This is a genomic window from Chryseobacterium sp. OV279, from assembly GCF_900128945.1.
Classification (GTDB): Bacteria; Bacteroidota; Bacteroidia; order Flavobacteriales; family Weeksellaceae; genus Chryseobacterium.
On the sequence record NZ_FQUD01000001.1, the window covers coordinates 1,693,815 to 1,716,373 of the forward strand.

Annotated in this window: 19 protein-coding genes; 9 read left to right on the top strand and 10 right to left on the bottom strand. The window is 36.0% G+C overall.

Annotated elements, in window-relative coordinates:
* Positions 1-148: 148 nt before the first annotated feature.
* From BUA72_RS07550 to BUA72_RS07570, 5 genes are all read right to left on the bottom strand, one after another.
* Positions 149-1,003 carry a hypothetical protein gene (locus tag BUA72_RS07550; RefSeq protein WP_072922395.1) on the bottom strand — a complete coding sequence of 285 codons (855 nt, stop codon included), beginning with the start codon at positions 1,001-1,003 and terminating at the stop codon, positions 149-151.
* Entirely contained in the window at positions 1,003-2,406 is a 1,404-nt protein-coding gene (locus tag BUA72_RS07555; protein ID WP_072922396.1) for a DUF3696 domain-containing protein, read from the bottom strand. The genes BUA72_RS07550 and BUA72_RS07555 overlap by 1 nt, the downstream gene beginning before the upstream one ends.
* Before the next feature lie 325 nt (positions 2,407-2,731).
* Positions 2,732-4,195, bottom strand: a complete 1,464-nt coding sequence (locus BUA72_RS07560; protein WP_072922397.1) for a S41 family peptidase — start codon at positions 4,193-4,195, stop codon at positions 2,732-2,734.
* An 854-nt stretch (positions 4,196-5,049) separates the two neighbouring features.
* Positions 5,050-5,781, bottom strand: coding sequence for a YggS family pyridoxal phosphate-dependent enzyme (locus BUA72_RS07565; RefSeq protein WP_072922398.1), 732 nt, complete (start codon positions 5,779-5,781; stop codon positions 5,050-5,052).
* Complete coding sequence (locus tag BUA72_RS07570) at positions 5,778-6,497, bottom strand: AAA family ATPase (RefSeq protein ID WP_072922399.1); 720 nt, start codon at positions 6,495-6,497, stop codon at positions 5,778-5,780. The genes BUA72_RS07565 and BUA72_RS07570 overlap by 4 nt, the downstream gene beginning before the upstream one ends.
* Before the next feature lie 1,509 nt (positions 6,498-8,006).
* On the opposite strand from BUA72_RS07570, the gene BUA72_RS07575 reads away from it, so the two are divergent.
* Positions 8,007-8,342, top strand: coding sequence for a DMT family transporter (locus BUA72_RS07575; protein WP_034725086.1), 336 nt, complete (start codon positions 8,007-8,009; stop codon positions 8,340-8,342).
* Positions 8,343-8,696: 354 nt separating this feature from the next.
* Here the strand turns inward: BUA72_RS07575 and BUA72_RS07580 are convergent, their stop codons facing one another.
* Together BUA72_RS07580 and BUA72_RS07585 are read right to left on the bottom strand one after the other, a co-directional pair.
* Positions 8,697-9,668: a DUF6268 family outer membrane beta-barrel protein gene (locus BUA72_RS07580; RefSeq protein ID WP_072922400.1), complete on the bottom strand. Its 972-nt coding sequence runs from the start codon at positions 9,666-9,668 to the stop codon at positions 8,697-8,699.
* Between the two features lie 4 nt (positions 9,669-9,672).
* Positions 9,673-10,101 (bottom strand): hypothetical protein, encoded by a 429-nt coding sequence (locus BUA72_RS07585; protein ID WP_047451510.1) that lies wholly within the window; start codon positions 10,099-10,101, stop codon positions 9,673-9,675.
* A gap of 197 nt (positions 10,102-10,298) precedes the next feature.
* On the opposite strand from BUA72_RS07585, the gene BUA72_RS07590 reads away from it, so the two are divergent.
* Together BUA72_RS07590 and BUA72_RS07595 are read left to right on the top strand one after the other, a co-directional pair.
* Complete coding sequence (locus BUA72_RS07590; RefSeq protein ID WP_047451508.1) at positions 10,299-11,375, top strand: sensor histidine kinase; 1,077 nt, start codon at positions 10,299-10,301, stop codon at positions 11,373-11,375.
* Positions 11,372-12,097 carry a LytR/AlgR family response regulator transcription factor gene (locus tag BUA72_RS07595; protein WP_072922401.1) on the top strand — a complete coding sequence of 242 codons (726 nt, stop codon included), beginning with the start codon at positions 11,372-11,374 and terminating at the stop codon, positions 12,095-12,097. The genes BUA72_RS07590 and BUA72_RS07595 overlap by 4 nt, the downstream gene beginning before the upstream one ends.
* Positions 12,098-12,099: 2 nt before the next feature.
* Here the strand turns inward: BUA72_RS07595 and BUA72_RS07600 are convergent, their stop codons facing one another.
* Positions 12,100-12,726: a class I SAM-dependent methyltransferase gene (locus BUA72_RS07600; RefSeq protein WP_072922402.1), complete on the bottom strand. Its 627-nt coding sequence runs from the start codon at positions 12,724-12,726 to the stop codon at positions 12,100-12,102.
* 262 nt (positions 12,727-12,988) lie between these two features.
* Positions 12,989-13,723 (bottom strand): DNA-formamidopyrimidine glycosylase family protein, encoded by a 735-nt coding sequence (locus BUA72_RS07605; protein ID WP_072922522.1) that lies wholly within the window; start codon positions 13,721-13,723, stop codon positions 12,989-12,991.
* A gap of 70 nt (positions 13,724-13,793) precedes the next feature.
* Between BUA72_RS07605 and BUA72_RS07610 the strand changes: the two genes are divergently transcribed.
* Entirely contained in the window at positions 13,794-15,149 is a 1,356-nt protein-coding gene (locus BUA72_RS07610; protein ID WP_047451501.1) for a deoxyguanosinetriphosphate triphosphohydrolase, read from the top strand.
* A 402-nt stretch (positions 15,150-15,551) separates the two neighbouring features.
* On the opposite strand, the gene BUA72_RS07615 is transcribed toward BUA72_RS07610, so the two are convergent.
* Positions 15,552-15,932, bottom strand: coding sequence for a Fur family transcriptional regulator (locus BUA72_RS07615; protein ID WP_034725096.1), 381 nt, complete (start codon positions 15,930-15,932; stop codon positions 15,552-15,554).
* A gap of 126 nt (positions 15,933-16,058) precedes the next feature.
* On the opposite strand from BUA72_RS07615, the gene BUA72_RS07620 reads away from it, so the two are divergent.
* From BUA72_RS07620 to BUA72_RS07640, 5 genes are all read left to right on the top strand, one after another.
* Positions 16,059-16,760 (top strand): ABC transporter ATP-binding protein, encoded by a 702-nt coding sequence (locus BUA72_RS07620; protein ID WP_072922403.1) that lies wholly within the window; start codon positions 16,059-16,061, stop codon positions 16,758-16,760.
* A 251-nt stretch (positions 16,761-17,011) separates the two neighbouring features.
* Positions 17,012-18,445 carry a DUF3526 domain-containing protein gene (locus BUA72_RS07625; protein ID WP_072922404.1) on the top strand — a complete coding sequence of 478 codons (1,434 nt, stop codon included), beginning with the start codon at positions 17,012-17,014 and terminating at the stop codon, positions 18,443-18,445.
* Positions 18,435-19,883, top strand: coding sequence for an ABC transporter permease (locus BUA72_RS07630; RefSeq protein ID WP_072922405.1), 1,449 nt, complete (start codon positions 18,435-18,437; stop codon positions 19,881-19,883). Before BUA72_RS07625 ends, BUA72_RS07630 begins: the two co-directional genes overlap by 11 nt.
* 11 nt (positions 19,884-19,894) lie before the next feature.
* Complete coding sequence (locus BUA72_RS07635; protein ID WP_072922406.1) at positions 19,895-22,084, top strand: TonB-dependent siderophore receptor; 2,190 nt, start codon at positions 19,895-19,897, stop codon at positions 22,082-22,084.
* 98 nt (positions 22,085-22,182) lie between these two features.
* Entirely contained in the window at positions 22,183-22,377 is a 195-nt protein-coding gene (locus tag BUA72_RS07640; RefSeq protein ID WP_034725104.1) for a pinensin family lanthipeptide, read from the top strand.
* Positions 22,378-22,559: the final 182 nt, after the last annotated feature.

The window sequence follows — 22,559 nt, forward strand, 5'->3', positions numbered from 1 at the left end:
ATTAAACCCTTTTCTAATTTATGAACACATATCCTTCTTCATATTTGTTTTTACAAGTATATTTGATAAAAAAACCGTAAAGTTTCATACTTTACGGTTTTAATTTTTAATACATAAAGTCGGGAGACTTATGTATTAAAAACAAATCTTAGTTTAAATTAGAAAAGTATACAATCTTTTTTGTCCATTCTAAGAAGCATTTCTTTCTGTCTATTTCAACATCAATTTTCCAGTTAGGTTCTGTTATTTGAAGATTGCTAAAAGCTTGATCAAAAGTTATAAAAAAATGGTTAAAAAATATTTTCCTTTCGTGGATTTTTGTTAAGTCACCCACACTCTTGAGTACGAGATTTTTACCGAGATTACTTTTTAAATTAGATTCAATTGCTATGTATTCTAATTGTCTAGTGCGTTTATTATTCTTTGGAATTAAATTATAATAATGAATTGATTTACCTTTCAAAAATTCAAAATTATCATATTCAGAGTATCTATTGAAAATTGTAATTCTTCCAATTTTCTTTGGTAATTTGAAAACTGTTTTTAAAAAATTCTGAATTTTATTGTTATCTGTAAAATCGTAGTAATGCAAGGATAATATGCTGGAGATCAATAGTGAAAATAAAATAAACTCGATGTTTTTATTGATTTTGTTAATTTGACTATGCCTGTAATGTAGGATGTTAGGTTGAGTATTTAGAGTTATTGCAAATAAGCAATCTATTCTATCACAATTATCCGTGTAAAGATCTTCAAAGATATTTTCATTATTGTTATCGATGATGTTTTCATGTGCAATTCTATTGTTATCAGAAAGTTCGGTAACGAGTGTTCTCAATATCTCAATATTGTCAATGTTCTCTTCTAAAAAATCTAAGTATGATTTTGTTAAAAGAATATCAACATTTTCATTAAATAAAATATTGTTAACATCTACGAATGCTCTATCACGAGAATTTGATACATATTTCTCTATGATGTCTAATGAAGGTAAAATTGTCATTATAATAATTCCTTTACTAAATTATATGTGTTGTCATAAAATCCCGAAGGAAAGCTTGGTGATAGTTTTCCTTTTGAGTCAATAAAATGTGAGGTCACTTCAAATTTCTTTTCTGAACGTTTGAAATAATGTATTGTTATATCTTCCGGTTTTAAATTATATTCTTTGTTCTTTATTAAAACTTGTAATTTTCTTATTATATGCTCACTATGTGTTTCAATAAAATACTGGTTCTTATTTCCGATACTCAACAGTGTATCAATAAATTTTGCTTGTAAGGATGGGTGTAAGTGAACTTCTGGTTGTTCAATTAGCAATGTTTCCTTTTTATGTGTAAACTTTTCCGATAATATAGCTTGAAATAAAATGGGTAGTTGCAATGACACACCATATCCGACATCAGTAATATTAGACCAAAACCCTTTTGTCTTTACATTTAGAGCTAAAACGGGTAAGTCTTTATTTTTTATTATTTCAACTTGCTCTGCTATACCTGACTTATTTATAACACTATTAAGCAAATCAATTTTATTGTTAAATTCTTTTTCAGTTAGACTTGGATCGCCTAAAATATTAATGAATTTTTCAATGTCAATAAGCTTATAGTTTGACTTTTTGTCTTCCTGAAAGTATAGTCTTTTAGGTGAATTACCAATTGGGTTTACAAAACGAAAACCATCTATATATTCAATACAATAATTTTGAAAAATAAGTAAGAAGATAACTCTATAATATATATCCAACGGATTTTCAATATCTAATGATAAAATTTTTTTTCTGATGTCTCCCTCAAATAATGTGAAAAACCCTTCTTTCTGAGCTGGACAATCATCTAGTTCAAATTGTACATCTTTAAAATTACCAACAATTGTAGAGGAGAGTTCTCTTTGACTTTCATATAAATCAATTTTTTTGCTTTGTATTTCTATCTTTCCAAAACTATCGTTTCCAATAATTGTTGTAATGTTTTTGTGGTTGTTTAAATTAGAGCCTAAAGTAAATTTTATTGAAGTTTCTATATTCAATTTACTAATCTCATTTAACAGATTGATGATTATTTTATTTTCTAATGAATCATCATCTTTTTCAAACTTGTTAACAAATTTTAGAAAAAACTCTAGATATCTGTGAGAGTCACTGAACGAAAAATTTAATTTACGAGACTTAACTTTATCCTTAATTACTTCTTGATAGTTCCCTAAATCAGTATAATCACCCCTCAATTTTAAATTACTTTCTAATGGTGAATCTATTGTTTGCTTAAGTGATAGTAGAAATTTCAGTAATGAACTTTTTCCTCCACTATTTTCACCTATTAGAATGTTTACTCTGGAAAATTTTAATTCTTGATTGTCAAAATTTCTAAAATTATGAATGTTTAATTTCATGCGCGAGATTTTCATTTATAGTTTGAGATAGTATTTTTAGATACAGTGTTTTGTAACTTTTTCTATAATTTATTAAAAGTAAATAAATATCTAGTAAAAAACAATTTTAAATTCAACTCCTAATTCAATAAATATTTACTTTAAAAAAAAGGAATTTAATTTGGTAAATAGAAATTCCCTGTTTTATGATCTAAAAATGCATAATCATAGTTTAAATATTCCCATAAATGTGGCAATTAAATATATATAATCCTTACGGGAAACCATAATGAAAGTTATTTTAAATGAGAAACCCTTCTCAAAAAGAAAAGGGTTCATTATTTTGTACAGGAAAATATTTCTATTTCCCGTTCAACACACCATTCACGTAATCCGTCCACTCATACACCGGAATGCTTCTGTCCAGATAAAAGTCAGGCTGCAATCCTTTTGCATCAATCGTGAAATCGGGGATACGCATACTTCTTGAAAGCGAATACCCTAATTCAAATTCTTTACAGGGCGAAGGAACATAATACATATTCGAAACATCTAAAACTCCAAAAGTCGTAGTTCCAAATAATTTTACCTTCTTACTTTGCTTGGCTGCCAGTAAAAACTGTTCATCTGTACTTCCGTTTCTTTGATTAATGATAATTCCAACATTTTTAGGATACGGATGAATGGTGTCGAATTTTGTAACACTCACTATATCTTCATTGAGGTTAACAAATTTTCCCTGTTGTTTTTCCAGGGTGTTAAATGCAGATTGGGCCCACTTTTTATTCTCCTCACTGAATCCGTATTCCGGTTTATTGATGAAGTCCAGCATTCTTTGGTTATTTAGTTTTGTAGAAAGATATTCTACGCCTACAGTTCTGATCGGGTTGGTATAAATCAAAGGCAGGATATTGCTGTAACTGGCATCGCTTCCGCCGGTTCCGTTTCTGATGTCAATGATCAGGTTTTCAGTAGAGGTGATTTTATCTTTGTTGGCTGCAATGACACTGTCAATCTTTTGTTTTTGGGAAGCCTGGAAAGATGGAATTCTTAAATACAGCGTTTTATCATTTAATTTTTCTACATAAGGTTGATTAGCACCTATCGATTTAAAGTACTGTGTATATTTTGGATCATCTTCAATCTTGGGATATACTCTCGAAAGGCTGAAATCTCCGATCTGTAAATGATTCTTTCCGGTTAATGTAATCTCTTTAGACTCCGCCACAGAACGGTCACGCATGTAAAAAACAGAGCTTGCTGGTTTGCCTTCCGAAATGTTAAGCTTCATTTTTACCTGTCCCTTGGTCCAGTTTTCCGCCCCAGATTCTATGATAAATCCTACATACTGATCTCCCATTTTTTTAATTCCAATGGTGTAAGGCTCGGTTACCCAGATTCCTTCGTAATCAGAGGTTTTCTTTTTATCCAAGTACTTCTTGAAATCCTGAGTGTCTACCGGTAATTTTTCCCATTTGACAGATGGGCTTTCCGGTTTTGTATTATTAGCGGTCTTTGGTGTTTCCTTGTTGATAGGTCTTATTGCAATATGTCCGGAACGGAAAAAAGATAACCATTCGTAAAGAACAGGTCCGCATTCTGTAAAGGTTTTAACCGATTTTACTTTCTCAGATATGGTTTTATTATGGGCTTCGTAAGCCTGATTTCCTTTTTGCTTTAATGCATATTCAAAACCCGCATCGTTGGCTTCGAAAGTTTTTTTAACCCACTCATAATTTTTTGTGCAATCACAATTCTGAGCGTATACTGAGCTGGTGGTGAGTGTAAATAAAGACGAAATGAATATGGCTTTTAAGTTTTTCATGGATTTAATTTGTAATAAGAACATCCGGTTGGTTTAAAATATTACATGTTTTTGCTTTCTTGTCATGAGCATTTAAGTCAATGTAATAAGCAATCCCGATTTGATGGTGCTAAAAATAAATAAATATCCAGTGAAAAGCAATTTTTAAATCCAGTGATGGTGAAAATATAAAAGAAAATTAAACTCCCGAACTAAAGGCTGTCTCAAATAAAATAAGTGAAGAACAATATATTTTTATGGCTTGGATTTAATCCTTCCGTCTAATTTTTGTCGAAATATAGAATATAATAAAAATCGTAGCGATCGTTAGGCACGTAGCTAAAAATGTGGTTTTTATGGTTTCACTTTCGTTCTCAGTTGAAGAGCCGGAGCAGTTGGTCAGAAGAAAAACAACAGCTAAAATGCAGAATGATATTCCGAAAAATTTCCGGAGGGAATTGAACATATTTTGTTTCATGATGACGGTATTTGTGTTCCCGTAAATCTATAAATAAAACATGTCTAAATTGTTAAAAATGAAAACATTAACATTTTTAACGTAAAATTTTTATTAATGAATAAGTATTAATTGTTTTTAGAAATAAAGTATGGTTTTCTTGAAAAATAAATACAGAAAGTAACAATGCGTCAGATAAAAACGGACGATACTTTGATGAACAAAATTTAAACACAAATAACACAAATTTGTTTCACAAATATCACAATCCTATATCCAAAATCGATACATTTCACTCTAAAACTCTAAAACTCTAAAACTCTAAAACTCTAAAACTCTAAAACTCTAAAACTCTAAAACTCTAAAACTCTAAAACTCTAAAACTCTAAAACTCTAAAACTCTAAAACTCTAAAACTCTCAGACTCCCTCATTCCAATAAAAACTATCCGGATACACTCTCGCTCCAAACACTGCCGTTCCTACGCGAACAATGGTAGAACCTTCTTCAATCGCGGTTTCCAGATCACCGCTCATTCCCATAGAAAGTTCTTTCATTTCCACGTTAGGGATATTCTGGCTGATGATCTCCTGCTGCAGGTTTTTCAGGATTTTAAAGCAGGGTCTTACTTGCTCGGTTTCAGCACTGAAAAGGCCAATGGTCATGAGTCCTTTAATTTTTAATGTATGGAGTTCAGAAACTTTTCTGGTCAGCTCCAAAACTTCATCAGGATGCACACCAAATTTACTTTCTTCAGCAGATGTATTCACCTGGATCAGAACATCGATTGTTTTGTCTTCCGATAAAAGCCTTTGATGAAGTTTTTCCGCAAGATCCAGACGGTCCAGAGACTGTACACAAACCACATCATATTTTAAAATATCCTTGATTTTATTCGTCTGTAAGTGTCCGATAAAGTGATTTTCATGCGGTGTACTTTTCAGATCTTCATATTTTTCTTTCAGCTCCTGAACTTTATTTTCAGCGATTAAGGTCTGTCCATACTCTAAAGCTATTTTAATATACTCTGCAGAAACCGTTTTGGTAGCAAGTAATAATCTGACTTCATCAGGATTTCTGCCTGCTTTTTCACAGGCTTTCTTTATTCTGTCACTGATGATTTCAAGATTGTGGAGGATGTCTTCTTTCATGACTGTGTGATTTCCTGAGATTCCAGTTTTTTGATCAGTGCTGATTTTACGGAGGTCAATGCATAATCTTTCGCCTCGGCAAAAGAAATGCCGTACCTGCGGTCTATATTTCTCAGATCTTCCGGGAATTTAGACAATAGATTATCATAAAAGGTATCCAGAAATTCAGCAGACGGCATCTCGTAGTTAATCTTCAGCTGGAAACGTCTCAATAGGGCTGTGTCTATAATCTCTGCGTGATTGGTAGCACAGAGCAGTAAAGCATTTTCAGGATAATAATCGATCAGCTGGATCAATGTATTCACAAGTCTTCTCATTTCACCCACGTCCTTATCGTCACTTCCACGCGCTTTTCCGATCTGATCCAGTTCGTCCAGAAAAAGAACAGATCTTTCTCTGGCCGCTTTATCAAAGATCATTTTTATATTCTGGGAAGTTTCCCCGATGCGCGAAGAAACAATATTGCTGAGATTTAAGATCAGGATACTCTTACCTAAAGCGTTAGCGACAGCTTTTGCGGTCATCGTTTTCCCACAGCCGGATTTTCCCTGCAGAAGAATCTTATTGTTCACAGGAAGTCCGTATTCCTGCAGTTCTTTGACGTAATTGTGTTCCTTAATAAGCTGCACCAGCTGGTCCCGGTTATTGCTGCCGAGAAATACGTCGTTAAGGGTTACTTCCTCTTTATCCTGAATGATGAGATTGTACAGATTCATGCTAAAACTAAAAAAAATGATTCTTATCTGTGCAAAGATAAAGTTTTATAGAATGATTTTCAGGGACCTGAAACAGAATAAGCGGGTAGGCCAGTGAAGGGAAAAAACAGATAAAAATAACACCCAAAGAATATTGAATAATATGGCTTTCATTGAATATGATGGTTGATATCCGGGCCTAGGAAGCTGTAGCGTTAAAAAAATAAATATTGTGAACGTTAAAAAAATTCTTCTGTTCGAAGCGCGAAACTATTTTCGAGTCGAATAACCTATAATGAATTCGCGCAAGTTTAGAATTTTTAGAGAACAACATTTATTTTTAGCGAAGGATTCCAGCCTTGAATTTTTGGTTCATTTTGTTTCAAGACAAAAGAACAGAATGAAAAATATAAATCGGGAATGAGGTTAAATAGTCCATCAAACCTCATTCAATAGGAACGGGCTTTAGCCCGTTTACAAGATAATCATCCTTCATCAGGCTTTAGCCAAAATCTAAATTGCACGACGGTATTAACAAGAAAAGCCGAACAATCTGTTCGGCTTGACTATTTGGATATATAAAATTTGCTATGAAATTCAGTTAAGGGATTATGTTTTTGGGCCCTTTTACTCCAATGAGTAAAAGAGCAGAATCTGACTATTCAGATTAAAAACATAAACAATACAATTAATATAGATGTTCTATAAGCTAGAACTTAGTTTCTTTGCTCTCTTTTTACTGTCATGAAGTAAGAAGTAAACACTACTAAACACGTTGCGATTCCAATGTAAGTTACCATTTTTGTTTTATTTAATTATTTGACTTTATTTTATCAATTTTCTAATTGCAATATTACAACTTTCAAATCACGTGCCAAAGCAAATAATTATGATGTATATCAGTGTGTTATGTGTTTTAAAACTTAATTTACAGGGAATGTTTGTTTACAAAAAATTAATATGTTTTTAGGAAATTATTAATATATTTATTGTCTTATCTGTAAAAAAATAAAAAGTTGACAACAGTTTGAACACTTCTATATTGGACTTGATAAAACAAAAAATAAGAAATGCGATGCATAATATTCACTTTTAACTTTGTTTTTGAACGTCAGATTTTGGCAAGCGGAAGAAATATTATGTTAAGTAAACTTATTATTTGTGACTCAATTTTATCATGAAATTTTTAAAAGCCGTCAGGTTATGTGACATCAATTGGAAACATTTGTCACATCTATATGAAATACTGACAGGTTAAAACTCGCACTGTCAGACTTTTTTATGACAGATTATTTTATTTCATGTAAATGCTTTATAATAATTACATTGAATAAATATCACCATGTGGTGTATTGATATGGCTCTTTTTAACCTCCTGATTTTCATATTAAAATGCTCAGGAATGGATTGGGAATGAGGAGAATGGGGTGCCTGTTTTGAATGCAGGAATTTGATGTTCCCGGAGATTTTAGCAGACATTTTCCTGTGAAAAGAGACCGCTTTTCCTTATTTTTGTAGAAAACGAGCCGTATGGGACGCAGTTATATCTTTCTTGCCTTGGCGATCATATTCGAGATCATCGCCACTACTTTTCTGAAAAAATCTGAAGAATTTTCAAAACTATGGCCTTCTGTAGTAACGGTCGTGGGATATGCTGCTGCCTTTTACTTTCTAAGCATTACACTACGCCACATCCCTGTAGGAATCACGTATGCAATATGGTCGGGTGTGGGAATTGTCTTTATCACGATGATTGGAATCATTGCTTTTAAGCAGGTTCCGGATCTGCCAGCCATTATAGGAATTGCACTGATCGTCATTGGGGTGATCGTTATTAATGTGTTTTCAAAGATGGGGACGCATTGAGGTGATTTGATTAAAAGATTTAAGAATTTAAAGATTAAATGATTAAATGATTAAATGATTAAATGATTAAATGATTAAATGATTAAATGATTAAATGATTAAATGATTAAATGATTAAATCCACCTTCCTAAAATTCAATAGTGGGCTTCTGCCCACTTCCCCGAAAAATAACCAGCACCCACCGGCTTTAGTCCAAACATATTAAAATTCAATAGGAGTGGGCTTTAGCCCACTTAAAAAAAAATAAACACACCCAATGGCTTTAGCTAAAATCTAAAAATCATCCTGAAAACCCTCAAAATTCCCGGTTTTGTTTTTTCCAAAGCTCTTTAAAGGTTTCCAGAAGTTTGAAATTATTTTGCTCTAGGCTTTCCAAAAGGATTATAAGATATTCCGACATTGAAATAGAATGAAGGTTTATAACTGGCTTCAAAAATATAGTCTTTAAAAGATTCCTCTTTATCAAAAGCTCTAGCCTGCGGAACCGCTCTGATGCCCGTTTTTAAAGTTCCAATAAAATTACTGCCTAAATTGTGTTCATAAATAGCCCCGGAATTGATCTCCAGCTGACGGAATTCATACGTCCTGTCATTCTTATACATATAAAAAGAAGTGTTATCCATCTCTGTTCCCAGTGAAATTCTGCCGTTGGCGAAAATATCCTTTCTTACCAATATCTTTTTAGGAAGAAGAATATCAAGCATCCAGCCGTTATTGAACCTGTTTTCATACGTAAAGATTGGAAGAATAGGAACCTGTGCACTTGGGTCAATAAAACCGGCAATACCGATGAGCATTTTTGTTTTTGGAGTAGCCTTTAAAACAACAGCAGCCGTTACCATTCCTCTGATCCTTTCAAAATGCTGATCACTTCCATCCACAGAAGCGGTAGCTGAATAGATCGCGACTTTATTGAACAGCTTTGAAAAATAACTGAAATTCACAGCCTCGGAATGATAATGATAGTCATTCTTTTGACCTGTTTCAGGGATAATAGGCTCTTCGGTATTAAAACCAGTATAACGGTAATTTAAAGAGGTGCTGAGAAGCCAGGTTTTCTTTTTTACCCAATAAATATTGGCACCCGCCCTCAGTTGCTGAAAACTTTTTACTTTGTTGTCAGGAAGATCTTTTCCGGCGAGCTTTGACGAAAACTGAAAAGGAGTCGTTTGGGTAAACTCAATATTCAGATCCCGGTTCTGGGGGAATTTATCAGCAAAATAGGCTCTTACTTTCAGCGGAATACTGTCTCTTTTTTGGGCATAGGCAATATTCTTTAACGGGAACATCGCAAGGGGAAGAAGAACTCTTCTCAGTGTTTTCATGGTTTTATTTTAAAGGTTGAATGGCAGATTGAAAAAAATTGAACACGAATATTTTATCATAAAATATCTCTAAACTGTTTTCGATGATAAAATCGGTATGGCGGATGGTGTCAGGAATTGGATCTTCCTCTACGAAAACAAACCAGAGTTCTCTGATATGGTTTCTTCTTTTAAACTCTTCAAAAGCATTCCAGTCAAATGGTGCACAATGTTTAAGGTCAAAAAATAAAATTCCTTTTTTATCCCCACTTTCTTCGACAATATTAATAGGATGATGGATATAGCTTAAAATCCTGATCTCAGTATGATAGCATTCCACAAAGTGATGCAGATCGATCAGCTGTATTACTTTCTCCTCTTGCTGGGATTCTGTCATATAAAAACATTCTAAGGTTATTTCTTCTGTAAGTTCCTGAAAAACGGCTAATTCCATAAGCATAAAAAAATTGAACAGGACAAAGGAAAAGAGAATTAAGCCGCGGAAATTTGTTTTTATACCAAACGGGTTCTAATTTATACGAAATCCACCTCTTTTAAAATTCGTATAAAAAAAAGAAGGGTTGGTATAATATTATAGATATTCTTTACGTTATTCTCTATTTTTGTTTTGTATTAAATCTCACTGACTCTATGAAATACGGAACGCAAAAATTTAAGGATACCATTGTCATGGATTTTCTGGTAGAAGACCGATACCGGTTCTGGCGGCATTGTATATTCCTGATTTTCTTTTTTGTGCTTGTTTATAATGCACGGTTCTGGCATTGGTATTCCGGAGTGTATCAGTATTATGTTTTACTTTTTGTATACACAGTATTGATCGGTATGATATACATCAATATATATGTGTTGGTACCGAGGTTTTTTTTTAAGACAAAGTATATCACCTATCTTCTGTTGCTTGTACTAATGGGAGTTGCCGGGCTGAATATGATAGGGTACAGTTTTAAATTTTTCTTTGAAGATTTCAGAGTCGAAAATATCAAAAAGGAAGGGGATAGAGGAAGTATTTATGAAGGCATACTGATGTGCATTCCCATTATTCTGACTACAACAACGGTGAAGTTGCTGCAAAAATGGATTCATGATACCAAAAGAATTACGGAGCTGAATAATCTTACGTTACAAATGGAACTGAATGAGCTTCGCAATCAGATCAACCCACATTTTTTGTTTAATATGCTGAATAATGTGAAGGCACTCACCAGAACAGATCCGGAAAAAGCATCGGTGGTTATTGTCAAGCTTTCTGAATTTTTAAGATATCAACTGTATGAAAACGGTGAGGAGAAAACGCTGTTGGTTTCCGAAATAGATTTTTTGTCTAATTTTCTGAACCTTGAAAAGATCAGACGGGATCATTTTTATTTTGACATTAATGCAGATACGGACAGCAGAGTAGTAAAGAGTACTTTTATTGCTCCGAATTTATTTACCACCTTTGTTGAAAATGCGGTAAAACACAGTGTGGATATCAGCAGTACAGAATCTTATGTGAAAATAGACATTAGAGTGGAAAATAAAACGCTTCACTTTACCTGCACCAATTCCGTGAACCCAAACCTTACCATATCAAATGCTAACTACGGTGGATTGGGATTGGCCAATATCAAAAGAAGACTTGAACTCCTGTATGGCAACGCATTCGAGCTGGATATTATTTCCGGAGAAAAAGAATATACTGTCAATTTAAAAACGCCTGTATGAATTGTATAATCGTAGATGATGAACCTCTGGCAAGAGCAGAAATGCGTTCCCTGATCAATGAAACGTCAAAGACTGAAATCCTTGGCGAGTTTTCCAATGCACCTTCCGCCCTTGATTTCCTAAAAACCAATGATGTAGATCTTATTTTTCTGGATATTGAAATGCCCATGGTCACAGGGCTGGAATTCGCAGAAATGCTGCCTGATCAGAGCCTGATTATTTTTACAACAGCGTATTCACAGTATGCAGTGAAAAGCTATGACCTGGAAGCGGTAGATTATCTTCTGAAACCCATCGATCCCCAAAGACTGGATAAAGCCATAAAAAAGGCCGTTCAGTATACAGAATTGCTGTCTAAAAATACCGTGAAAAATACGGTGGAGTCCAATACTCCTGAATTTTTATTCATTAAGGCAGACCGCAGGTTTTATAAAGTCAACATTTCAGAGATAAAATTTATTGAAGCTTTAAAAGACTATGTGGTTATTCATACCCGCCAGCAGAAGCTTATTACAGCCATGAACCTTAAAACCATTCACCAGAAGATTCCATTGGAACTGTTTCTGCGTGTAAGTAAATCCTATGTGGTCAATATGGATTTCATCGATTCATTTGACAATCATAATATCTATATAGACGAATCAGAAATTCCTCTGGGTGAAGTATACAGATCTGACTTTTTTACAAAATATGCCGGCGGGTTTCTTAATCCTGAAGCGTAAGCTTAGCGTTTTCTCCCTGTAAAACGGATCACGGAACCGGTTCCGTTGTGAAATAAACCTTCATTAAGTTCAATTTCTTTTTCCACCAATTCAATAATATCGTAATTAGGAAAATCAGCTTTGATCTCATCAATGGAGAATAAAGATCCGATATCTTTTGGTCCGCCTACTTTTTCGTTTTTCAGAACATAATCGAGATGGTTTTTACTGAAAGCTTCAAAAATAATCAGGCCTCCTTTACGAAGATATTGGTCCAGTGCTTTATGAATAGAAGATTTGATATCCGCCGGAAAATGGGCATAGATAAGCGCAACTGCATCAAACTGCTCACCGTGATAATTCAGATCCTGAAGTTCTCCAACCTGATAATCAATGTTCACATTACGATTTTCAGCAAGCTGTAACGCTTTAGTTTTACCTTCACTGCTGATGTCAAAAGCGGAGACTTTCCATCCTTTTGTAGCCGCAAAAACGGCATTCCGTCCTTCGCCTTCAGCGGGAAACAGGATAGAGCCCGGTTCCAGTTTTTCAAGCTGTGCTTTTAAATAAGTATTAGGTTCAGTTCCGTAAGCGAATTCTTCGCTGCTGTATCGGTCATTCCATCGGTCTAGCCATGTGTTGTCGGTCATTGTTTTAAGAATTTAAGTTTTAAGGTTATTGTTGTTCATTGATGATCAATGAATCAGAATGTTTAGAATTTCCCCAAATATAGGAGGTTTCCAGCCTTTTCCGTGAATGGAAAAAACACTAGTCAAAATAGATGCTGTAAATTACCGGGAATTCGGATAAGGAAAGTTTGAAGCTTACTGCTGGAAGATGGATGATGGAAGATATCCTTGCCAAGGTTTTAAACCTTGGCAAGGATCATCAGGTTAAGAAAACAGTTGCTACCTAATACAGCTTCTGATCTTTCTCACAGTAAAAACTCCGCCTTTTCCCAATTCCGGTCTGCTTTTTTACGAGTTTCTGACCGCATATCGGGCAAATGGTTTTGGTATGAGCGAGCCAGTGTTGCTTCAAAGTAAATTCCCGTTTCCATTGAAGAAAGTCAAAACTGTAATTTCGGGCTTCAGCAATCAGTTCCTTTCGTTTCTTGGGAGGAAGATTTCCCACCAGACTTTCAGGCTGAATACCTATTCTAAACAGCACTTCATTCTTAATGATATTTCCGACACCCGAAAAGATATCCTGATTCATCAGAGCGTCACATACCATCATCTCAGGCTTGGATTTCAGTTTCTTTTCTGCTTTTTCAGGATTCCAGGCATCGCTCATAATATCAGCTTCCCAGTCAATTGTTGATAAATACTCAAGATCTACGGCTTTTACTGAACAGGTATAGAAATAGAGACTGCCGGTTTTGAAATGAAGGGATAACCGCAGACTCTTATCCGGTTTCGTCTGTTCATCCACACTGTATGATCCGAACATCAATAAATGAATCCGGACTGCCATGGTATCAAAAACAAGATAGGTCTGTTTTCCGAAAGTACGGATCTCCTTAAGCGTTTGGCCGGTAAGTGGTTCTTTATCAAATTGAGCATTACCCGAAGCTTCTGTCACGATGTTTCCGACAAAAGGCAGCAGGTTTTCTTTCATTAAAAGTATGGATGGACCTTCAGGCATAGCTTTGCTTTTCAAGAAAAGTTCAAATACTATTCCGTAAAAATAAAATTTGGAGTAATTTTGAAAAATGATGAATTTAAACCAGATTTTCACGAATCAGCGTACAGGAAACAACCCGCATACTAAAGCTTCAAGAACTGATTTTCAGAGAGATTTCGACAGAATTATCTTCTCTTCAGCATTCAGAAGGCTGCAGAATAAGACTCAGGTTTTTCCTCTTCCCGGAAGTGTTTTTGTGCACAACAGGCTGACGCACTCGCTGGAAGTCTCGTCTGTAGGCCGTAGTTTGGGAAGTATTATCGGAGAATTTATCTTTGATGCCTATAAAAATGAGCTTACCGAAGACTCAAAAAACTTTTATCTTCATAATTTAGGAAACGTGATTGCCGCAGCCTGTTTGTGTCATGATGTAGGAAATCCTGCATTCGGGCATTCTGGAGAAGATGCCATTGCGAGCTACTTTGAAAGAAATGAAAAAGATCTGAAGCAGAAGTTTAATGAAAAGGAATGGGCAGATCTGGTGAATTTTGAAGGAAATGCCAATGCGATAAGAGTTTTGGCGCAGCGCCAGCAGGGAAAGGATGAAGGTGGAATTCAGCTGACTTTTTCTACACTCGCCAGTATTGCAAAATATCCGTGTGAAGCCGTTGCCAAGAAAAAAGGAATTATTCACAGAAAGAAATTCGGGTTTTTCCAGAATGAGAAAGATATTTTCCTTGAAATCGCCAAAGCAACGAATTTAATTGTAGAAAACGAAGAACCTTATATTTTCAAAAGACATCCTTTCGTATGGTTGGTAGAAGCGGCGGATGATATCTGCTACAATATTATTGATATGGAAGATGCCCACAGACTGGGAATCGTATCCACTTCAGACTGCGAAAACCTGTTTTTTGAACTGATCAAATCTGAAAGCAGTGATATGGATAAAGTGAAAAATAAGCTGGCCTCCATTTCCAATGAAAATGAAAAAATCTCTTATCTGCGTGCTAAAGCCATCAATGCTTTAATCAATAAATCGCTTGAGATCTATAAACATAATTTTGAAACTATTCTCCAGGGAAATCTGGATAATGGACTTCTTGATATCTATAAATCTGAAAACCGTGCACTGCAGGACATTGAAGCATTCTCTATTGAAAAAATCTACAACCATAAAGCAGTGGTAGAAATTGAAAATGCTGGGTACAACGTTATGTATGAACTTCTTGATCACTTCATTCCTTCCATTCTGAAACCTGAAGATGAAAGAAAATCTTACGATAAAAAAGCGCTGAAACTTCTTCCTAGACAGTTTGTTTATGAAGAGGGAACAGATTATCAGAAAGTGCTTGGTGTCATTGATTTTGTTTCAGGGATGACGGATAATTTTGCCACCGATCTTTACAGAAAAATCAAAGGAATTGATATTGGAATGACGGTGTAATTTTTTAAACACAAATACCACAAATGTTTTTCACAAATAACACTAATTTACCTCCAATATATTTGTGTCATTCGTGAAAAACATTTGTGCAATTAGTGTTTTAATAAACGCAAAGTTTGAGTATAATATCGGATATTTTAAGAAATACAAAGAGAAAAATCAATTTTCAATTGATTTGATGAAGCATCTGCATAAAACGTCTGCTTAGTCAATGGCGAAGCCATAATCCCTTGCACACCTTAAATTCAACAGGATTTTAGATAAAGTTTTGCGTGAAATAAATTGTAAAGATTTAAATATTTTTTTAACCACAAAAACCACTAATATTTTCACAAATGCCACTATTATGTCCAATACATTAGTGTTATTCGTGTTTAATAATTCAGGGTAAAATACTAATGATTACTGGCAGTTCGGACAGATTCCGGATACCGTCAGATTAATCTTATGAACCTTATAGCTTACCGGTAGTTTAATCTTCGGCTCCACATCTTCTACACACGTCACTGTTTTGCATTGCTCACAGCTGAAATGCAAGTGATCATGATGATGAATTTCCGTTGTGCAGGTATGACATTCCGCATACTTGATGGTACCGTCAATATCTACCACTTTATGGATGATGCCTTCATCCATTAATCGTTCCAGTACTCTGTAAGTGGTTACACGATCGCAGAGTCCATCCAATAGACCCTGCAATTCCGCATGGGACAAAGCGACTCCGGATTCGTGGATGAGCCTTGTGATTTCTTTTCTTGCTATTGTATTTCTCGACTGTTTCATGATTTCTGAATAAATTTCAATATAATTAATGCCATATTGTTGCAGTAACAAATATAATCTTTATTTTTGAAACATTATTGCATTAAAGATAACGATAGAGCATTTAAATCAAACAGAATATAGCTTATGATCAGGATTGAAAATACAAGGAAATCATACAATGGAAAAGAAGCGGTAAAAGGACTTTCTTTATCCGTAGCAGAAGGAGAAATCTATGGTTTATTGGGTCCGAATGGTGCCGGAAAATCTACCACTTTAAATATGTTGCTGGGTTTCTTAAAACCTGATTCCGGGACTACACTTCTTAATGATATTGATACCAGTACACATGCCAAAGAAGCAAGGGAAATCATTGGGTATATTCCTGAAAATGTCAACCTCTATCCTTACTTAACGGGGATTGAAAATCTGTATTATTTCTGCAAACTGGCTGGGAAAAATTACAGTACGGAAGAGCTTTCCGGTATTCTTACTTCATGCGGACTGCAAAGGGATTCACACAACAAAAAAACCGGAGCCTACTCCAAAGGGATGAGGCAGAAAGTAGGTATTGCCATTGCTTATGCGAAAAAAGCCAAGGTGTATTTACTGGATGAACCGGCTAGTGGTTTGGATCCGCTTGCCAGCAATGAACTTTCCGCTTTGCTTAAAAAACTGGCTGATGAAGGAGCGGCGATACTCATGGCTTCTCATGATATTTTCCGGGTAAGGGAAACGTGCAGCCGTATCGGAATTCTTAAAAGTGGAGTACTGGTAAAAGAAATGAAAACCTCAGGAGTCACCGCTAATGAACTGGAGGAAATATACATGGATTATATGCAGAGATGATTGATCCTGAATAGTAATACTTCTCTCTGGTTCACTCACAAATTCGACATTTAAATTGAGAGGGGGAAAAATTTTGTTGAATAATTTATTGCAACAATAGTGCGTTATTGAAATTAATTATTACTTTTGCTACAATGTTGCAATAGCGATTTAATGAAATCAATTGATTCTAATTAATTATTGCAGTTGAAATTGTTTCAGAAGTTTCATATCACAGATTATCCAAAGGTGAAATGGTCAAATATGAATGCATGACGGATTTAAATATAACATTTTTAGTGGCTAAACATGAGTTTAGGGTATTTCAGGAAAATGGACTGAAAATATTTGTATTGTTTTATATTCTGATTTTACTGGGTGTCTGGGGAAGCAATTATACACAGCTTCGTACCACCTCCATTAAAAATAAAGAAGCTAAGGAACTTGTAGACAGGGAATGGAAAGATCAGGACCGCGGCAATCACAGTGCGGCACATTGGGGTACTTTCCTTTTTAAACCTGTAAGTTATTTGTCCCTTCTGGAATCGGGGACCGCTGTTTATTCTGAAAATTATTATAGAGTTGAGGCGCACAAACGCCCACAGATACATTCTAACAGACTGCCGGATCTGGAGGCCTTTATGAGAAGACCGGATCTTAATACTGCGTTTTTTTTTCAGTGGCTGATGCCGTTATTTGTTATTGGTTTGGGATTTACGAGCATCTCCTCCGAACGTGAGAAAGGTTTTTTGAAACTTCTGTCTGTGCAGGGCGCTACGTTTGGACATCTGGCTACTGGAAAATTCATGGCCCTTTATCTGGCAGTTCTTTTATTTACGGTTCCTCCGTTTGCTGTTATCATGGCAGGCCTGGTTTTTGAAAACGAACCAGTTAATCATTTAATCAGAGCACTTTGCTGGTTCGGTTTATATGCGGTTTATTTCTTTCTGATCTCTGGCGTTATTCTGCTGATCTCCGCATTCAGCCGTTCTTCATGGTCTTCATTGATGACCAGTATTACGCTTTGGATCCTTTGTGTTCTGCTTATTCCAAAATTCAGCAGTTCGGCAGCTGACGGTCAATATCCGCTTCCGTCTTACCACGAATTTGAGCATAATGTCAAAACAGGATTTGATAAAGGACTTGGCCAGGACGGATCTTATACCGAAAGATCTGAAGCTCATCTGAAAAAACATCTTAAAGAATTTAAGGTAAATAATATCAGTCAGTTACCGGATAAAATCCGTTTTGCCCTCGATCTGATACAGGCCGAAGCTTATGAAAATAAAGTGAACAGGTTTTATTCCAAAAAGGTGGAAGATCAATTTGGGCAGCAGCAAAAGTTGATGGATAATATGGGACTGATCAATCCGTTTATTGCGGTGCGTCAATTATCTATGGGCTTTGCGGGAACAGATGTCTACCATCACATTGATTTTTTCAATAAAGCTGAACATTACAGAAATGATATGATGGACAGGCTGAACAGAAGGGAGCTGCAGCTGGCCATTTCTGATAAAATTCAAATAAATAACAGGGATTTCTACAGCAGCCTTCCGGATTTTCACTATGAATATCCGTCTGTCGGGTCTGTGATCTCACATCATATGACGGCGGTTTGGTCCTTGCTGTTTTGGACCATAGTATTGATCGTTTCCTTCGGACTCATTATTAAACTAAATTATTTTGTAAACTATGAAGGATAAGATCATGTTGCTGTTATACGAGTGGAAACACATTGCCCGACAGTCTGCTGTATGGATACTGTTCTTTTTCTTCTTTGTCATTGCTGGTTATGCGATTTATTCAGGGAATGTTTTGACCAAAAACAAATTGTCAGCCATTGAAGAAGCGAAAAAAGAGTCTGTCAAAGACTACCATAATACACTTCAGGCTTTTACAGATACAGCCAGCGTTGAGAAAAAGCAGCAGGCGGAAAATGCAGGAAATCCCTATGTGATCGATTACAGATACCCGCGTATTGCCTTTGACCAACCTTATCCGCTGACGGGTTTAGCTTCGGGAATAAAAGATATTACTCCGGTTACTGAAAAGGTAAATTATTACACGGATTATGCTGCTATTGACAGGGAAATGATTAATCCTTCCATCCTTTTCGAAGGACGACTTGATCTTTTGTATGTCAATCTGTATTTAATTCCGCTTCTGATCATTGTCTTGGCGTATAATGTCATCTCTTCCGAAAAAGAAAAAGGAATTAGTAATCTTCTGATTGTTCAGGGTGGAAGCTTAAAAAAGGTATTATTCGGGAAACTTCTGACCCGGTTGATCATTATCTTTTTAGCTGCCTTCATGGTGAATGTTTTAGGGATGTTGCTTTCTCCGTCTGGGTTTCCATCGGTTAAGGATGCTTTTCTCTGGATCTTTTTACTGTTTTCCTATTGTGTACTCTGGATATCCTTATGTTTTGTGATTATTGCTTTGGATGGAAACAGTGCGTTCAACCTGTTCACCTGTATTGCATTATGGGTTTTCCTGATGTTTTTGCTGCCTCTTGCCATTAATAAAACCGCGCAAATGCAACATCCTTCCGATCTGAAACTTCTTGATCTTGAAGAAAAAGACAGGCAAATCAGTGATGAAGTCTGGGCTATGAAACCTAAGATGGTCGTCGATAGTTTTTACAGAAACTTTCCGAGATATGCTCCGGCTTATATTCCTTCGGATACTATTGACAATCAAAATGATGCCTTTTTTGCAGGCTATTATTATATCAAGCAAAACCGTATGAAAGCGGTCATCGATTCTTTGTGGGAAGGAGATCAAAAGGCCAATCAGACGGCCTACAGATTAATCAGATATAATCCTGTTCAGAGTACAGAACATCTTTTTACTCTTTTAGCCAGAACAAGCCGGGCAGATTATCACGGATATAAACAGGATGTCAAAGACTTTCAGTATGAATGGCAAACCTATTTCTATGACAGGGTTTTCTCCATGAAAGACAGAACTCGGACCATAGCTAAGTTCACCCCTGAAGAACTTAAGAAGCTGCCCACTTTTACAATAAAACATCACAACGTAAGCATATCAGAATTCATATCAGGAACAGTGTTTTTATGGATGATAAGTCTGGGTTGCTGGATCGGAGGATTGGTGCTGATCAGAAAATTTAAACAATAAATATTGACGAAATGAAGAAAAATAACGTCCTATTGACAGCTGCCCTTTTGGGGACGTTTTCTTTAGTATGTGCACAGGAAAAGAAAGATTCCCTGTCTGCAAAGAACATTGATGAAGTAGTATTAACCGCCATGAAGCAGATTAAAACAGACAGTCTTTCCGGAAATCTGAAGCGAAATGACAGGCTGCTGGAAATTCCACAGAATATTGTGAGCATCAAAAGCAACCTTTTAAATCTTCAGGGTGCCTTTGATGTACAGGATGCGCTTAGAAACGTAAGCGGAATCTATATTGGGGATGCTACCGGAGCAGGGAATGTTTTTGCCGGAACGTATAATGCCCAGTTACGAGGTTTCAGTCCTGTGAGTACTTTCAGAAACGGACTTCCTTCTTTTGCTGGGGGACTTTCGCAGGAAGATGTTTCCTTAATAGAACAGGTGGATGTGATTAAAGGACCTGCTGGTTTTGTCAATTCAATGGGGACCGGAGGAGGTTCTTTAAATATTAATACCAAAGCTCCGCGGGCGAACAGGATCGGGGAGGCCAATATCGCTGCCGGAAGTTTTGGCTTCTACCGGGCTGCGGTGGATCTGGGAAGTGCTGTAAAGGAAAAAGGCTTTTCTTTTCGGTTCAATGCGGCTTATGAATCTCAGGGGTATTATGCAGAATATGCAAAGCGCCGGAAATTCGTTGTAGCTCCTGTTGTTCAGTACAATATCAGTAAAAATACATTCTTTATTGCCGAATGGAATATGATTCAGGGAAGAGCCCTGGAATCGAGCAATTTTATTCAGTATGAAACGGAGAAAACCGTTCAAAAGCATCCGTGGAAAGCCAACTATCAGGGTGATCCGAATTTACCAACCTCAAAGCTTGATGAACATTACGGAAGATTGGTCTTCAATCATAATTTTAACGACAGGTGGAAAATAGTTTCCCAGTCTTCCATTAAAAGTACACCGTTGGATCAGTGGAGTCTTCTGGGAGGAACAACCAGTTACACGCCGCCGATGTTTGATGATGAAGGAAATGCGCTTCGTTCAAGCTTTAGAAATAAACAGAAATACCTTACTTACAATACACAACTTTTTGTGAGCGGGAGCTACAATATCAGTCCGAATATCGTTCATACCGTACTTGCGGGTGCAGATTTTAACAGCAGTAAAAGCAATACGGAACATATTCAGGGAGCGAATGAATTTGTTTTTAACCGAAACCTGCTGAACTACGGAATAGACCGTGACCTGTTGACCGAGCCTGAACCAGACGGTCAGATTGATTACACCACATCGAAAGACAAAACTATTGGTGGTTATGTGTACAATACGGTTAAATTATGGGATAGGTTATTTGTAGATGCAGGATTCAGGTACAGCAAAAATACGAGGGACCGTTATCTTAAAGGACCTTATACTCCGGATGGGGAAAGCAAAACCTATAGACATCATGCATTCAATCCAAGGGTTGGAGTGACGTATATGATTCAAAAGAATTTTGCGGCTTTCTTTTCTTATGATCAGAGTTTTGACCCGATGGCGGGTACGGATCCGCAGGGGAAAGAATGGAAGCCTCTGGAAAGTTATAATACTGAAATCGGATTAAAAAAGGATTGGTTTGATGGTCTCTTGTCCACTTCTGTAAGTGCTTACAGAATTATCAGGAACAATTCATTCTCTCAGAATCCGGCTACCGGAATTATGACTCAGCTTAATCAGGTAAGGAATAAAGGAATCGAGATCGATGTGATCGGTTCCATTTACCCCAATATTACGCTGACAGCTAATTATTCTTACATCAATTCCGTGTATTCAAAAGATCCTTATGCATCGGAATTGGTTGGAAAGAGGTTTTCAAGTGTACCGAGACATCAGATCAATACCTGGGTGATGTACAAATTCCAGAAAGGAAAACTGCATGGCCTTTCTTTAGCGCTGGGCGAAACTGCTGCATTGGTTCGCGAAACCGATGTACCGGGAGTCCGTATTCCTGATTTTGTAAAACTGGATGCGAGTATTATGTATCAGTACAAAAAATGGTTTGTCCGTGGAATATTAGATAACCTGTTGAATAAAAGATACATCACCGATGGAAATGTACAGCCAAGATACAATTCCGACTGGACTGCTGTTGTAGGAGAGGCGTGGATGTATAAAGAAAGTAACCCGTTCAATTTTAAATTGCAAATAGGAGTAAAATTTTAACATTTAAATGCAACTTTGTTGCAATAAAATAAGTATCTTTACAACAAGGGAAAGCCGAAACCCTTAAAGAGTAGGCCAAATTAAAAAAATGTTTTATTATGGAAAACAACAAAAAGATGAAGCTAAACATCGACGATCTTAAGATCGAAAGCTTCGTAACAGCTCTGGACAAAGATTTGTCTAAAAAATTACAAGGTGGTTTAGGAATTGCTCCTGCAGGAGATCACGATCACCCGACTCATACGATTAAAACTCAGGACAGACTTCACGTTTGCGGAACTGTTCAGTGCTAATTTGAGCGAAAAACAATTTCAGGGCTGCTTTATCCGTAAAGCGGCCCTTTTTATTTTACAAGAACCTTTAAATGCTTTAATCTTTAAATTTTTTTAAACACAAATGCCACAACTAGGTTCACGAATATCACTATCATGACAAAGATATTCGTGTCATTAGTGCAAAAGATTAGTGCAATTCG